Here is a 15166-nt window from a genome sequence, read left to right on the forward strand (position 1 = left end):
CTAGGCTCGAAGCATGCCATGGTTCGGGTGGATCGCCGTCGTCGGGATCCTCGTCTGGGGTTCGCTGATGATCATCTCCATGCTCACCGGTCGCACCGTGCCCTGGGGCGACGAGGACTCGCACGACTCCGAGGGCCTCGAAGAGCTGCGGCGTCGCGTCGCCGAGCTCGAGTCGCGCGGCTCAGCCGGCGAACTCGAGGGGCCTCAGGTGCCCACCCGCCGTGAGGAGAACCTGACGGCCGAGGACCGGTGGCGACTGGACATGCTCGAAGCACGGATCGAGAACCTCGAGAAGGACGAGCAGACCTGATCCCCGCCCGTCCGCCACGCGGCGGGACCGGTGCGGACCGCGGTCAGAGGACCCGAGGTACTTCAGCCCATCGCGACGGGGTTGGGCATGATCATCAGCTCATTGCGCTGCTCGCGCAGTCGACGGGCCTTCTCCGCCACCGCATGGTCCTCGTCGGTGATCGGCTGCCACGGGGTGATGTGGCGGGGCGACCCGTCCTCCTCCGGGGCGATCATCACCGGCAGGCCATAGGCCACCTGTTCCGGCCGCGTCTCCCATCGGGACCCCGAACGCACGCTGACCAGCACGTGCATCGCCGTGTGGGCCGTGAGCACCAGACGCGCGTCGACCTCCACCAGATCACCGGCGCGCACCGGCCTGTAGAAGCGCACCCCGCCGGTCAGAGCCGCCACCGCGGTGTACCCGCAGTAGCGCTCCGCGCAGATCTGGGCGGCCTGGTCGATCCACCGCATCACCTCACCGCCGCGGATCTTCCCGTCCGGGTACCGTTCGTCGGAGTCGGCCAGGAACCTCAGGGTCAGCGCCTCCGAGGTGCCCATACCCTCGGGCAGCGAGTGGATCGTCTCCTCCAGGCGGCCGCGTGAGGCGATGCGACGCACGGCGTCGACGTCGCGCTGGACCTCCCGCTCCGTCGAGGGGACGAAGGGGTCCACCGCCTTCGGCCGGCCCTCTGAGTCCACGGCCACGTAGATCATCATGCACTCGGTGACCACCTCCCAGGAGCCGTCGCCGCGACGCACCAGGACCCGGGACTGGATGTGCACCGACGTCGTGCCCGTGTGCACCAGCCGCGCCTGGACGGTGACCGGCCGACCCTTGGGCACCGGGGTGGTGAAGTGCATGTTGCCCACGTAGGAGGTCACACAGTCCGCCCGGGCCCACGAGGCGGCACACGCATAGGCGGTGCGGTCGATCCAGTCGACGACGGTGCCGCCGGGCACGGCACGCTCCGGAGAGGTCCCCTGGACCTCCTGGAACGTCAGTTCGATGGTGCTGCGCCGGGCCATAGTGACGAACCTAGCACCCGACCCCGCCCGGTCGGACCTGCCGATCCCCGCAGCAGCCGTCATAGGATGGTCAGGACCGAACACCCGTCGCACGACCGACCCCGCAGAGATCTGCCCGCAGACCGACACGCCCCGGCCCCGCGCGGAGGAGCACACATGCACCCGTTCGAGAACCCCTTCCAGCACCGCGATGAGGCCAAGCGCCATGCGCTGCGCCACTTCCGCGCCGTGCTCTTCGACATGGACGGGGTCGTCACCGACACCGCCGGGGTCCACGCGCGCGCCTGGAAACGGCTGTTCGACGCCGCACTGCCGGAGATCGCCGGATCCCCGCAGCCCGAGTTCACCGACGCGGACTACCTGAACTTCGTCGACGGCAGACCCCGCCTCGACGGGGTGCGTTCGCTGCTCGAGGCCCGCAGCCTCACAGTCCGTGAGGGGTCGGCCAACGACGACGCCTCGAAGCTCACCGTCCACGGCCTGGCCGCACGCAAGCAGCGCTTCTTCGAGGAGGCCGTGGCCGACGACGGCGTCGCCGTCTTCGACCCCACCGTCGACCTGGTCCGCGAGCTGCGGGCCCGCGGAGTCGCCACCGGACTGGTGACCTCTTCGCGCAACGGGCGGAGCATCCTCGGCGGAGCCGGTCTGCTCGAGGAGTTCGACGTGATCGTCGACGGGACCGACGGCGCCCGGCTGCGACTGCCCGGCAAGCCCAACCCGGCCATGTTCCTCCACGCCGCCGGACTGCTCGAGATCGAGCCGCAGGACGCCGTCGTCGTCGAGGATGCAGGTTCCGGGGTCGAAGCGGGACGCCGGGGCAACTTCGGGATGGTCGTCGGGCTGGACCGCGGTGAGGGCCACGACCGCCTCAAGGCCCACGGCGCCGACGTCGTCGTCGAGGACATCACCACCCTGCAGCTGGCCACCCGCACCACCCCGCCCTTCGACGCCGACTGGGTGCTGCGCTACGACGACTTCGACCCGGACCAGGAGCCGACCCGTGAAGCGCTGTGCGCCCTGGCCAACGGATACTGGGGCACCCGAGGCTCCGTGCCCGGCACCACCGCAGACTCGCTGCACTACCCCGGCAGCTACATCGCCGGGGTGTTCAACCGGCTGAAGACGAACCTGATGGGTCGCACGGTCGAGACCGAACACCTGGTCAACGTGCCCGACTGGACCTACATGCTGGTCACCCCAGAGGAGGGGCAGCCGCTGCTGCCGGAGGCCTCGACGCTCATCGACTACCGCCAGGAGCTCGACATGCGCCGCGGGCTGCTCTCGCGGACCATGAGGTTCGAGGACGAGCAGGGTCGGCGCACGCGGGTCCACACCCGACAGCTGCAGTCCCTGGCCGGCGTGCAGCTGGCCGCTATCCAGATGACCATCGTGGCGGAGAACTGGTCCGGCGCGGTCGAGGTGCGCTCGATGATCGACGGCCGAGTGGCCAACCGCAACGTCGAGGCCGACCGCCAGCTGGCCGGCAACCACCTCGAGCCCGTGGAGTCCATGGAGCTCGACGGCGACACCGTGCTGCTGGAGACCCAGACCAACCAGTCCCAGGTGCGCATCGGGATCGCCGCGCGGACCCGTGTGACCGCGAACGGGACCACCCAGCCTATGCGCCGGCCCGTCGTCGAGAGCGACCTGGTGGCCGGGCAGGACATCTCACTGCAGCTCAAGGAGGGACGTCCGGTCACCCTGGAGAAGACTGCGGCGGTGGCGAACTCGCGGGACCACGCGCTGTCCACCGTCGGCGACTCGGTGGCCAAGCGGGTGCGCCGGGCCTCGGACTTCCGGTCGCTGCTGACCTACCACGAGGAGATGTGGGGCCTGCTGTGGCACCGGTTCGCGGTGTCCATCGGTCAGGGGCACCAGCGGCAGCAGCTGGCGCTGAACCTGCACACCTTCCACGTGCTGCAGACCGCATTCGGCGCCCGGCACGAGCTCGACGCCGGCGTCGGGGCCCGCGGTCTGCACGGCGAGGGCTACCGGGGCCACCTGTTCTGGGACGAGATGTACGTCTACCCGATGCTGACCCTGCGGCGTCCGGAGCTGACCCGCGGGATCCTGATGTACCGGTTCCGACGGCTCGGCGAAGCCCGAGCGATGGCCCGCGAGGAGGGCTATGCGGGGGCCATGTACCCGTGGCAGGCCGGCTCCGACGGGCGGGAGGAGACCCCCACCGAGCTGTGGAACCCGCGGTCGCAGATGTGGATGCCGGACAACTCCCACCGGCAGCGGCACGTCTCGCTGGCGATCGCCTACTCGGTGCTGCAGTACTTCGAGGCCACCCAGGACTACACGTTCCTCTCCGACTACGGCGCCGAGATGCTGGTCGAGATCAGCCGGTTCTTCGCCTCGATGACGACCTACGACGCCGACGCCGACCGGTACGACATCGACGGCGTGATGGGCCCCGACGAGTACCACGACGGCTACCCGGAGACCCCCGGGTCGGGCCTGCGGAACAACGCCTACACCAACGTGCTCACCTCGTGGGTGCTGCGGCGCACCGCCCTGCTGGTCCGGGACCTCGACGGTCGCGACGATCCGCTCTCGGAGTGGCTCGACATCTTCCCGGACGAGCTGGACCGCTGGTCGCACATCGCCCAGCGGCTGCGCGTCCCGTTCCACTCCGACGGGGTGATCAGCCAGTTCGAGGGCTATGAGGACCTGCTGGAGTTCGACTGGGAGGGCTACAAGGCCCGGTACGGCAACATCGGACGGCTGGACCTGATCCTGCAGGCCGAGGGCGATCAGACCAACCGGTACAAGCTGTCCAAGCAGGCCGACGTCCTGATGCTGTACTACCTGTTCTCCGCGCAGGAGCTCATCGAGACCATGGCGCACATGGGGTACGACATCAGCATCGACGAGTGCCGGCGGACCGTGCAGTACTACCTGGCGCGTTCGGCCCACGGGTCCACGCTCTCCCGCCTGGTGCACAGCTGGGTGGCCGCGCGCTTCGACCGCAGCGGCTCATGGTCCATGTTCAAGGAGGCTCTGGAGGCCGACCTGGCCGACACCCAGGGCGGCACCACCCGTGAGGGCATCCACCTGGGTGCGATGGCGGGGACCGTGGACATGGTGCTGCGCTGCTACGCCGGCGTGGAGACCCGCGCCGACGCGCTCTGGCTGCACCCGCTGCTTCCGGACGAGCTGCCGGAGATCACGTTCCGCATGCGGTACCGCAACCAGCCGATCCTGGTCCACGTCGACCACGACATGGTGACCCTGAAGCTCTCTGCGGGGTCGGCCGAACCCATCGACGTCAATGTGGAGGGGCAGGCCAAGCAGCTGCACCCGGGCGAACGGTGGACGGTGGAGCTGGGGCACTACGCCCGGCAGGAGTCGACCGGGGTGCACGGCAGCGTGGAGCGGCTGCTCGCCGAGGAGCACGCCGCCGCCGAGTCCTGAGCGGGGGTCGAGGGGTGCCGCCGATGCGCGATGACCAGCTGCCGATCGCGGAGTTCGGCGCCCCTGGGCCGATGCGTGACGCCCTCGTCGCTGCCATCCTGAGCGGGGAGAAGACCACGACGTCGTCGCGCCGGGCGCACGAGGAGTACTGGCGCTCGGACCAGGTGACGGCCGAGCTCGGAGGCTCGGCGAACCTCGACGACGACACCCCCGTGGTGCTGGAGAGGCTCCGGCTGCGACGTCGGCTCTGACATCACCTGCTCAAAGTGAATCCACCAGCCGAACTGTCGCTCGGTGGAATCACTTTCAGCGGGTCGGTCGGGCGTCGCGGAAATGCGCCTCGATCTCCTCGAGGCTGCGCCCCTTGGTCTCCGGGACCCATCTCCACGTGAACGCGAGCGCCAGGACGCAGACCCCGGCGAAGCCGGCGAACAGGGCACCCACCCCGACCGCCTCCAGCAGCGGAGGGAATCCCAGGGCGACGACGGCGTTCGCCGACCACAGCGACGTCGTCGCCACCGCCATCGCCGTGGCCCGCACCCGCAGCGGGAAGATCTCCCCCAGCAGCACCCACGTCAGCGACCCCCAGCTCATCTGGAACATCAGGATGTACAGGGCCATGCAGACCAGGGTGAGCACCCCGACGGGGCCGAATCCGTCCGGCGTCGGCATCAGCAGGTTCGCGGCGGCCAGGACCGACAGGCTCAGTGCCATCCCCACCGTGCCGAGCAGCAGAAGGGGTCGGCGTCCCCACCGGTCCGCGTACCTCAGGGCGATGATCAGGGCGATCACGTTCATCACACCGATCAGCAGGTTCGAAGCGATGGCGGCGTGGTCGGTGAACCCCACCCGCTGCAGCGTCGTCGGCGCGTAGTAGATGATCGCGTTCGCACCGGTGATCTGCTGCAGCACCGCCACCACGACGCCGACGACCAGGATCGGACGCACCCACCGACGGCGGAGCAGCCCGAGGACCGAGCGCTCCTCGCCGGCCCCCCTCGCCTCCGCGGCGCGGATCTCTGCGAGCTCCCGATGGGCCTCCTGCTCGGTGCGGGCGTAGCGCAGCACGCGCAGCGCATCGGTCTCCCGGCCCTGCAGCACCAGCCAGCGCGGAGTCTCCCAGATGACGAACAGCCCCGCGGCGAACAGGACCGAGGGGACCACCGAGAGCCCCAGCATCCAGCGCCACGACTCCATCGGCGCGTAGAGCAGCCCGACCACGAACCCGAGGAACTGTCCGGAGACGATGGCCAGCACGTACAGCGCGGTGACGCGTCCCCGGATCCGGGCCGGCGCGATCTCTGAGAGATAGACGGGAAGGATCACGGCGGTGAGTCCCGCACCGACGCCGGCGAGCAGCCGGAAGAGGAACAGCACCGTCTCATCGGGCGCCGCGGCCATGCCCAGCGGGGCGACGAGGAAGATCCCGGCGGTCGCCAGCAGCACCTTCCACCGGCCGAAGCGGTCCGAGAGCCGCCCGCCGACGGCGGCGCCGCCCATGGCACCCAGGATGAGACCGGTCACGACCCAGGCCTCGGACCAGCTGGTGAGGGAGAAGTCGCGCCGCAGGTAGACCAGGGCCGCGGAGATGACACCGGTGTCGTATCCCCAGTTGAGGCCGCCCAGCGCACCGAAGGCATAGATGAGTCCGACGCGGCGGAGCCGCCGGCTGCTGTGTCGTGTCATGGTCCCCTCACCGTGCCGCATGGTGCGCCGCGTCGGCACGAGAGTACCGGGAACGACCACGCACCCGGCGTCGACACCTCGTTCGGATCGCTGACATGCGGCGACGGGCTTCCGTCGTTGGCCAATCACCCGTGACGACCGATAATCTCGCAGGAGAGTCCATACCCCGGAGCCCCACCGAGGGGCACCACTTAGGAGCGCACACCATGAAGCTCGACGCCCTGAAGCCGATCATCGAGAACGACGGACCCTTCGCCACCGTGTACCTGGAGTCCGGCTCCCCTGCCGAGGACGCCGAGCACCGGATCCGTCTGCGCTGGGACGACCTGCGCGGCCAGCTGGCCGAGGCCGGAGCCGAGGAGGCCACGCTCGAGGCCCTCGACGGCGCGATCATGGTCGATGACATCACCGAGGTCCTGACCGACGGGCGCGTGCTGGTCGCCGGCGGCGACCGCGTGCTGCTGGAGAAGCCCTGGGACGCCGCGCTCGGCGCCGGGGACGCCGCCCACTGGTCCTCCCAGCCGGAGCTGGGCGCCTACGTCCGCGAGCGCGCCTCCTCGGTGGACATGCTCGTGGCGATCACCGACCAGGAGGGCGCAGTGCTGCGCCGCGTCGTCGCGACCCAGGAGCAGACGCTGAACCAGATCGGCCGCGAGGTCGAGGGCTCCTCCGATGCACCGGTCCAGAAGCCCACCGAGGGCGCCTTCTCCAAGATCCAGAACCGCTCGGACGAGGCCGTGAAGCGCAACGCGAAGGACATCGCCGAGTCGCTCGACCGCATCGCGCGCCGTCGCGGCCCGGACGTGTTCGTCCTCGCCGGTGAGGTCCAGGGCCGCAGCGCGCTGCGCGACGAGCTCTCCCCCGACCTGCAGGAGATCCTCGTGGAGACCGACCGCGGCGGCACAGAGGACGACGGTGCCGAGCAGTCGCTGAACGAGGAGCTGCGGCGCATCGCCGGCGAGCACGCCGAGGAGGTCATCGGAGACACCCACGGCCGGTTCGAGCAGGCCAAGGCCCACGACCAGGGCGTGGAGGGATCCGACGCGGTGGCCAAGGCCGCGCAGATGGGCGCGGTCGACACTCTGGTCCTGCAGGCTGAGCACGCCGGTCAGGATGAGGCCCGTCTGCTGGCAGCCGCCGCGCAGATCGACGCCTCCGTCGGTCTCGTCGCCGCCGAGCTGCAGGACGGGGTCGGAGCGATCCTCCGGTTCGAGGCCCCCGCCGAGCTGAAGTCCTGACGCTCACCCAGGTCATCGTGTGATGACCGGCACTCCGATCCGTGACACCATAGCCGGACAGCCGTCCGGCGGCCCCGCCCGGCCGAGCACTGCTCGGCCGGGCGGTCCGTGCGGGACGGGATCGCAGGCACATCCATCGGAGGGAGGCGAGTCCAGCACCATGGCAGAGTCGGCGGCTGCGACGCCTTTGCACATCATCGTCCTGGTCAAGTGGGTTCCCGACTACCAGCTCGAGCGTCGGATCGCCGAGGACCGGCGCATGGACCGCTCCGGCGGCGTGCTCAGCGAGCTGGACGAGTATCCGCTCGAGGCCGCCCTGCAGATCCGTGAGGCCGCCGAGCGTCCGGTCCGGGTCTCCGCACTGACCCTCGGTCCGTCCGGGGCCTCCGCATCGGCGAAGAAGGCCCTGCAGATCGGCGCCGACGACGCCTTCCACCTCACCGACGACGCGCTGGCCGGCGCCGATGTGGCCGCCACCTCCGTCGCCCTGCGGGGCGCCGTCGAACAGGCCTTCGCCACCGGCGACGAAGAGACCGAGGCCGTGCGCCTGGTGCTGACCGGCATGGCCTCCGAGGACGGCGAGACCTCCGCCGTGCCGGCCCAGCTCGCCGAGCGGCTCGGCGTCGCACTGGTCACCAACGCCACGGGGATCTCCCTGGAGGGCGACGCCGTCGTCGTCGACCGCATCTCGGCGTCCGAACAGCAGAAGGTCCGGGCGGACCTGCCGGCCGTGGTCTCGGTGACCGACCAGGCCAACGACCCCCGCTACCCCAACTTCAAGGCCATCATGGCGGCGAAGAAGAAGACCACGACCTCCTGGGCTCTGAGTGAGGTGGGTCTCACTGCCGACGACGTCGCCTCGAGGACGCAGGTCACCGCGGCCGCCCCCCGCCCGCCGCGCGAGGCCGGGGAGGTCATCACCGACGAGGGTGACGCCGGAAAGAGGATCGTCGAGTTCCTCGCGAAGGAGCGTGTGCTGTGAGTGCTGTGCTGGTGTTCTTCGACGCTGTGGACGGATCGCTGAGTTCGGGGCAGCAGGAGCTGCTGACCCTGGCCGCGTCGCTGGGTGAGGCCCACGTCGTCACCGGAGCTGCGGACCCCTCGGAGGCGCTGGCCTTCGACGGCGTCGAAGTCGTGTGGACCGGTGAGTCCGAGATCTCCGCCCCCGACCCGGCCCTGGTGGACCTCCTCGAGACGGCGGTGCGCGAGTCCGGCGCCGACGTCGTCCTGGGAACCGACTCGGCCGACTCCACCGATGCGCTGGCCCGCCTGGCGGTGCGCCTGGAGGCGGGACTGATCACCGACGCCGTCGGCGTCGACGGGGACGCCTCCTCCGGTGCGACGTCGCTGACCGTGCACAAGTCCGTCCTGGCCGGCGGCTACACCACCAGTGCGCAGGTGACCTCCGGTCCCGCAGTGATCACGGTGAGGCCGAACTCGGTGGAGGCCGCGCTGAGCGCCGGTGCCGCCCCGGAGGTGACCGCGCTGCCGGTCTCGGCCTCCTCGTCGGGGGTCGAGGTGCTCGGACGCACTGAGCTGGAGGCCTCCGAGCGTCCGGCGCTGACCGAGGCGCGGGTCGTGGTGGCCGGCGGCCGCGGCATGGACGGAAACTTCGGTCCGCTGGAGGAGCTGGCCGATGAGCTGGGCGCGGCGATCGGCGCCTCCCGTGCGGCGACGGACGCGGGGTGGATCGACCATGCCGCGCAGGTGGGACAGACCGGTGTGACCGTCTCCCCGCAGCTATACCTCTCCGCCGGGATCTCCGGTGCGGTGCAGCAGCGCGCAGGCATGCAGACCGCACAGACGATCGTCGCGATCAACAAGGACGAGGACGCTCCGGTGTTCGAGATCGCCGACTTCGGCGTCGTCGGGGACCTGTTCGAGGTGATCCCGCAGATGCTCGAGGAGCTGCGCCGCCGCAAGACCTGACCCGATCGAGCATCTGACCCGCCGACTGTGAGATCACACAGCGACATGTTGCCGTGTGATCTCACAGTCGGCGGGTCAGTTTCCGGGCGTGGGTCGTCTTCCACAGGCCTGTGGAAAGTGCCTGCGGCCCTCGAGGATGTCAGTCATCCTGGCAGGCATGACCAGTGACACCACCGGAGACCACCTGCGCAGGCTCGACTCCGATCTCATCAGCGTCTGCGGCACCGAGGACGGCGGACGGGCACGAGCACGAGTCAGCGCGGCCGCCCGGCGCGGCACTCTCCTCCGTGTCGCCCACGGGGTCTACATCCGGCCGGGAGACTGGCTCCGAGCAGCACCCTGGACGCGCCATCTGTACGCCGCCCTCGCCTATGCGCGACGACGACCGGATGCGGTGCTCTGCCGTGAGACCGCCTTGGCGCTGCACGGCGTCCCGCTTCTTCGGACACCGACGGAGATTCATGTGCGGACCACCAGTCCTGCGAGCGTGGGTCGGCAGAAGGTGCAGTCGACCGGACAGACCACCGTCGCCGCGAGGACCGTCCTCGCTGAGCACCAGAACGACCGGACCCGCAGGCGACCGCTCGACGAGACGGATCTCCGACGACCGCCGGTCCGCCGGGTCCTGACTCCTCAGAGCGCCAAACCTGTGACCCCGGAGAGTCCGCTCCCGGGGCTCAGCGTCGATCCGGCCGTCGTCGCCCTCGCCGAGACCCTTCCGGTGATGGAGCCGTCGGACGCCGTCGTCGCACTGGACGGAGCGCTCGCCGCCCGCTGGTCGGGAGGTCGGCCGATCGCTCTCGCCGAGATCGAAGGCCGTATCCCCATCCGCTCTCCCCAGGCGGCCTGGACCCGGTGGACGCGGGCCCGTGACCGGTCCTCCTCCGCCGCCGAGTCGCCCGGAGAGTCACTCTCCCGCGTACTCATGGCTGACTCAGGATTTGCGACGCCCGAGCTCCAGCACGAGATCCGACTGCCCGGCGCCGGCTTCGCGCGCGTGGACTTCTTCTGGCGAGGCGTCGGACTGATCGGTGAGTTCGACGGTGCGGTGAAGTACGCACGGTCCCGAGAGTTCAGCGGCGAACCTCCGTCGCGCGTCGTCCAGGCGGAGAAGAGACGGGAGGACGAACTGCGGCGGATGGGCTTCGGGTTTCTCAGGTGGACGTGGGAGAGCCTGCGACGGCCGTCTGAGTTCGCCGCGATGCTTGAGGCCGCAGGTGTCCCGCGTGCCGGTGCGACCCGTCGACGGTGAATCGACACACCACACTGTCGCTGTGTGATCTCACTTTCGGCGGGTCGACCAGCACGTGGAGTCTCACGCGCCGAGGAGCCAGGCGGCGAGCATGACCACCGGCAGGGAGAGCACCGACGTCGCGAAGGTGATGTCCTTCGCCGTCGTCGTGGGCATGCCGTGGTGGGCGGCGAAGATGAAGACGTTCTGTGCGGTGGGCAGGGCCGCCATCGCCACCACGCCGAGCAGCTCCGCCCCGGTCAGTCCGAACACAGGACCTCCCAGGACCCAGGCGGCCAGCGGCATGACCACCAGCTTGCAGGCGATGCCGACGACGTCGTCTCCGACCGCCGAGCGTTCGGCGAACGGTCGCTGCTGGGCCAGGGCGATCCCGAAGGCCAGCAGCATCAGCGGGATCGAGGACTGCCCGATCATCGTGATCGGCTCCCACAGCATCTCGGGAGGCCGCCACCGCAGCAGGGAGAACAGGGCACCGACCACCACACCGAGGGTGATCGGATTCAGCACGGAGCGCACGATGGTGACCGCCCGCCGTCGTGCGCTCGTCTCACCGGACTGCGCCCCGCGGATCAGTCCGAAGACGGTGATGTAGAGCGGGGCGAGGAACAGCAGCTGGGCCAGCAGCACCGCCACCACCGGCGCGGTGGACCCGACGACGTAGAGCGCGATCGGCACACCCATGTTCCCCGCGTTCGCGTAGGAGGCGGACATCGCACCGACGGCGATCTGCGCCCGCGAGCGCCGGGCCAGCACCCCGTAGAGCGTGAAGACCGCCGCTGAGAGCAGCGCGACGCCCAGGGCGAGCGGCGTGTAGATCCCGGCGACGGCGCGGACGTCGGTGTCGGCGACGACGATCACCATCAGCAGCGGGTTGGCGATGAAGTACACCAGCGGGGTGATGCCCGTGCGCATCTTCTGCGCGGTCTCCGGGGCCAGGAGACAGGTGACCACACCGATGAGCACCGGGACGGCGATGACGCTGAACCCCATCAGCACGCCGTCCATCGCGCCCCACCGTCCTCTTCCCGCACATACAGCTGTGGCCGGGTCATCGACCCGGCCACAACCCTACAATCTCGGCTCCCTCAGCCGGAGACGGCCTGCAGGACAGCGTCGTTGAACGCCTCCAGGTCGGCCGGGGTGCGGGAGGTGATGAGCGTGCCGTCGACGACGACGGGCTCGTCGACCCACTCGGCACCGGCGTTGACCAGGTCCGAGCGGACGTTTCCGACGGAGGTCATCCGGCGGCCCCTGACCTGGTCGATCTCGATGAGCAGCCAGGGGCCGTGGCAGATCGCCGCGACCGGCTTCCCGGCGTCGAAGAACTCCTTCGCGAAGGCCTGGGCCTGCTCGTCGGCGCGCAGGGTGTCCGAGTTCAGGGTGCCGCCGGGTAGCACCAGGGCGTGGAACTCGTCGGCGGAGACGGTGCCGAGCTTGGCGTCGACGTCGAAGTGGTCGGCGTGGTCCCAGTCGCCCTCCATCGCCTGCAACGACTCGGCCTTCGGGGACACGATCCTCACCGTGCCTCCGGCCTGCTCGACGGCGGCCTTCGGGCTGGTCAGCTCCGGCTGCTCGACTCCGTCGGTCAGCAGGAAGGCGACGGTCTTTCCGGTCAGGTTCTGCTCAGCCATGGGTGGGCTCCTCTCGCATATGAACCGGTGCCGCCGAGTGGACCCGACGGCGCTCTCACCTGGGGCAACGAGGTTCGGAGCGTGAACATTCCTGGGCCGGGCACACCCCGGGGCGCCTCAGCCGAAGAGGTCGCTCCGGCGGTCTGCGAGGTAGTCGTTCTCCGCACGGGCGGCGCCGATCGCCTCGACGTCGACGTCGGCGAGCACCATCTCCGCACCGCGTCCTGCGGTCCCCAGAGGCTGACCGTCGGGTCCGACGACGACGCTGAGTCCGTTGTACTCGAACACCGGGTCCGTCCCGGTGTGGTTGGCGTAGACCACGAAGACCTGGTTCTCCGCCGCCCGGGCGGGCACCAGCAGCCGGGAGACGACGTCGAAGCCGACCATGTTGGCGGTGGGCACGCAGAGCAGCTGGGCACCGGCGGAGGCGAGCGCGCGGGCGGTCTCGGGGAATTCGATGTCGTAGCAGATGGCCGTGGCCACGGTGGTTCCGCGCCAGCGTGCGGCGGCGGGGACGGCGTCGCCGCGGGTGAACTGCTCGACGTCGACGTCGCCGAACATATGCATCTTCCGGCCACCGGTGAGCCGCTCTCCGTGCTCGTCGAAGAACGAGGCGGAGTTGTAGACGTCCTGCCCGTCCCGCTCGGGATGTCCGAGGCACAGCGCCACACCGTGGTCTCGGGCGATCTCCCCCACCCGGGTGAGCATCGGGCCGTCCAGCGGTTCGGCGAGCCGAGACACGGCCTCCGCGCCGATGCCGTAGCCGGTGAGGATCATCTCCGGCAGCACGAGCAGGTCCGCCCCGGCCTCCGCGGCGTCGCTGGTCAGACGCCCGACCGACTCCAGGTTGGCCTGCACGTCGCCGGGCACGGCCCCGCACTGCCCCGCAGCGACCCTCAGTACGCCGTTCACCGTGATCCCCTGCTCATGGGGACAACTCTACGGGCCCCAGCTCGGGGTATCGGTCCCCGGGGCCGGGGTTCTGCGGCGCCGACCGACCTCCCAGATGGTCGACGATCCCCCACACGGCGTTGAGCGCGGTCTGCACCGCGCCTTCGGCCCAGGCGGGGGTGAAGGAGACGTCGTCGCCGGCGAGGAAGATCCCCCTCTCGGCCTCCGGGAGGTCCCTCTGGATGAAGTGGCGGTACATGCGTTCGTTGTACCGGTAGTGGCCGGGCAGGGCGCCCTTGAACGCACCGAGGAAGTAGGGGTCGGACTCCCAGGAGACGGTGATGGGGTCGCCGATGATGTGGGAGCGGACGTCGACGTCGGGGTAGATCTTCTCCAGGGCCTCCAGCGCCAGGTCGGCCCGGCGGCGGGAGGTGTGCGGGAGCATCTTCAGCGCATCCGACATCCACGAGTAGCTCAGGCAGATGACCGCCGGCTCGTCGGGCCCCTCTTCGAAGAAGTAGGTGCCGCGGGTGAGCCGGTCGGTCAGCGTCATGGACATGGTCTCGCGGCCGGTGGCCGGATCGAGGTCGCGCCAGAAGGGGCGGTCGACCTTCACGAAGGTCTTGGAGGACTGCATGTATCGGGTGCGGTCCAGCGCCATCCACAGGTCCTGGGAGAACAGCTCCTCCTCGACCTGCACCTGCGTGGTCAGCAGCCAGGACTGACAGGTCGCCAGTACGGTGCGGTAGTGACGCGTCGTGCCGGCGGAGTCGACGACGACGAGGCGGCCGTCCTCTGCGCGGCTGACCCGGTCGACGCCGCCGTAGGGCGCACCTCCGTGCAGTGAGGCCAGGGAGGTGCCTGCCGGCCAGTGGGCGGCGTCGTCCACCCCGCGCTCCCACAGCCCCCGGGGGAGCTGTTCGACGCCGCCGCGGATCAGGTGCTGGTCGTCGTCGAACTCGCAGGCCGCGACCCGCAGGATCTCGAGCATCGAATTGGGGAAGTCGGAGTCCCAGCCGCCGGTGCCGAAGCCGACCTGGCCGAAGACCTCTCGATGGCGGAAGCTCAGCCGCGAGAACTCCTCGGAGGTGGCGATGAACTCGTAGAAGCTGTGGTCGTCCCAGCGGGGCACCAGCTCGTCCCATATCCGCTTGATGGTCTGAGGATCCCGACGACGCATCGCGTCCTGCAGCTCGCCCAGCCGCAGGACCGAGTCCAGGGCACCGTCCCAGGCCTCGGCGATCTCGCGGAACAGCGGCGGCAGGTCGTCGACGTCGCGGGCGTACCAGGACTGCCCGCCGAGCTCGATCACGGTGGATCCGGCCGCGTCGGTGAGCGGGTTCGGGAAGGGTGCGGTCTGCAGCCCGAGCATGTCGACGTAGTGGAAGAAGGCCGCCGAGGAGCGCGGGAACCGCATGCCGCCGAGCTCGGCGATCGTCTCGGTGTCGTATCCGAAGGGCTCGGAGCGCAGCCGACCTCCCAGCCGCGAGGCCTCGTAGATCACCGGGCGCAGGCCCAGGCGCATGAGCTCGTAGGCGGCGACGATGCCGGCGATGCCGCCTCCGATGATCGCGACCTCCTCCCCCCGTCGCTCCTCCGGCACGCTCCCCAGCCCTGCCGGGTGCGTGAGCCACTCGTCGTAGGGGAAGGGGAAGTCAGGACCCAAGGCTGTCAGTGGTCGTGCATGTGCTCCGTCGCTCATCACCTTCGCGATGCTAGCAGGGTGGGTCGGATGGCCCTCCGGTCTCTCCGGACGAGGAGGAGGGACGACCTCCAGGAACGTCCCCCGCCGCACCCCGCGC

At 70.0% G+C, this 15166-nt stretch carries 13 protein-coding genes; 7 read left to right on the forward strand and 6 right to left on the reverse strand.

The window, feature by feature from the left end; translation table 11 throughout:
- The first annotated feature begins 13 nt into the window (after positions 1–13).
- Positions 14–310, forward strand: a complete 297-nt coding sequence (locus tag N7E59_RS04685) for a hypothetical protein (protein ID WP_261623758.1) — start codon at positions 14–16, stop codon at positions 308–310.
- A 62-nt stretch (positions 311–372) separates the two neighbouring features.
- On the opposite strand, the gene N7E59_RS04690 is transcribed toward N7E59_RS04685, so the two are convergent.
- Positions 373–1317: an acyl-CoA thioesterase gene (locus tag N7E59_RS04690; RefSeq protein WP_261623759.1), complete on the reverse strand. Its 945-nt coding sequence runs from the start codon at positions 1315–1317 to the stop codon at positions 373–375.
- A gap of 156 nt (positions 1318–1473) precedes the next feature.
- On the opposite strand from N7E59_RS04690, the gene N7E59_RS04695 reads away from it, so the two are divergent.
- Entirely contained in the window at positions 1474–4737 is a 3264-nt protein-coding gene (locus tag N7E59_RS04695; RefSeq protein ID WP_261623760.1) for a beta-phosphoglucomutase family hydrolase, read from the forward strand.
- A gap of 23 nt (positions 4738–4760) precedes the next feature.
- Positions 4761–4988 (forward strand): hypothetical protein, encoded by a 228-nt coding sequence (locus N7E59_RS04700; protein WP_261623761.1) that lies wholly within the window; start codon positions 4761–4763, stop codon positions 4986–4988.
- A 55-nt stretch (positions 4989–5043) separates the two neighbouring features.
- Here the strand turns inward: N7E59_RS04700 and N7E59_RS04705 are convergent, their stop codons facing one another.
- Complete coding sequence (locus N7E59_RS04705) at positions 5044–6423, reverse strand: sugar porter family MFS transporter (protein ID WP_261623762.1); 1380 nt, start codon at positions 6421–6423, stop codon at positions 5044–5046.
- A 206-nt stretch (positions 6424–6629) separates the two neighbouring features.
- On the opposite strand from N7E59_RS04705, the gene N7E59_RS04710 reads away from it, so the two are divergent.
- The 4 genes from N7E59_RS04710 to N7E59_RS04725 all read left to right on the forward strand — a co-directional run bounded on the left by N7E59_RS04710 (position 6630) and on the right by N7E59_RS04725 (position 10842).
- A complete protein-coding gene (locus tag N7E59_RS04710; protein ID WP_261623763.1) occupies positions 6630–7661 on the forward strand; it encodes a baeRF2 domain-containing protein in 1032 nt (343 codons plus the stop codon).
- A gap of 160 nt (positions 7662–7821) precedes the next feature.
- On the forward strand, positions 7822–8643 hold the full coding sequence (locus N7E59_RS04715; RefSeq protein ID WP_261623764.1) for an electron transfer flavoprotein subunit beta/FixA family protein: 822 nt from the start codon (positions 7822–7824) through the stop codon (positions 8641–8643).
- A complete protein-coding gene (locus N7E59_RS04720; protein ID WP_261623765.1) occupies positions 8640–9590 on the forward strand; it encodes an electron transfer flavoprotein subunit alpha/FixB family protein in 951 nt (316 codons plus the stop codon). The genes N7E59_RS04715 and N7E59_RS04720 overlap by 4 nt, the downstream gene beginning before the upstream one ends.
- A gap of 157 nt (positions 9591–9747) precedes the next feature.
- Positions 9748–10842, forward strand: a complete 1095-nt coding sequence (locus N7E59_RS04725) for a hypothetical protein (protein WP_261623766.1) — start codon at positions 9748–9750, stop codon at positions 10840–10842.
- Positions 10843–10905: 63 nt separating this feature from the next.
- On the opposite strand, the gene N7E59_RS04730 is transcribed toward N7E59_RS04725, so the two are convergent.
- The 4 genes from N7E59_RS04730 to N7E59_RS04745 form a co-directional block, all read right to left on the reverse strand.
- Positions 10906–11847, reverse strand: coding sequence for an AEC family transporter (locus tag N7E59_RS04730; RefSeq protein ID WP_261623767.1), 942 nt, complete (start codon positions 11845–11847; stop codon positions 10906–10908).
- Positions 11848–11927: 80 nt separating this feature from the next.
- Entirely contained in the window at positions 11928–12473 is a 546-nt protein-coding gene (locus tag N7E59_RS04735; RefSeq protein ID WP_261623768.1) for a type 1 glutamine amidotransferase domain-containing protein, read from the reverse strand.
- Between the two features lie 117 nt (positions 12474–12590).
- A complete protein-coding gene (locus tag N7E59_RS04740) occupies positions 12591–13385 on the reverse strand; it encodes a carbon-nitrogen hydrolase family protein (protein ID WP_261623769.1) in 795 nt (264 codons plus the stop codon).
- A 13-nt stretch (positions 13386–13398) separates the two neighbouring features.
- Complete coding sequence (locus tag N7E59_RS04745; RefSeq protein ID WP_315942983.1) at positions 13399–15030, reverse strand: flavin monoamine oxidase family protein; 1632 nt, start codon at positions 15028–15030, stop codon at positions 13399–13401.
- Positions 15031–15166: the final 136 nt, after the last annotated feature.

Source organism: Nesterenkonia marinintestina (assembly GCF_025420485.1).
GTDB classification, from domain to species: Bacteria; Actinomycetota; Actinomycetes; order Actinomycetales; family Micrococcaceae; genus Nesterenkonia; species Nesterenkonia marinintestina.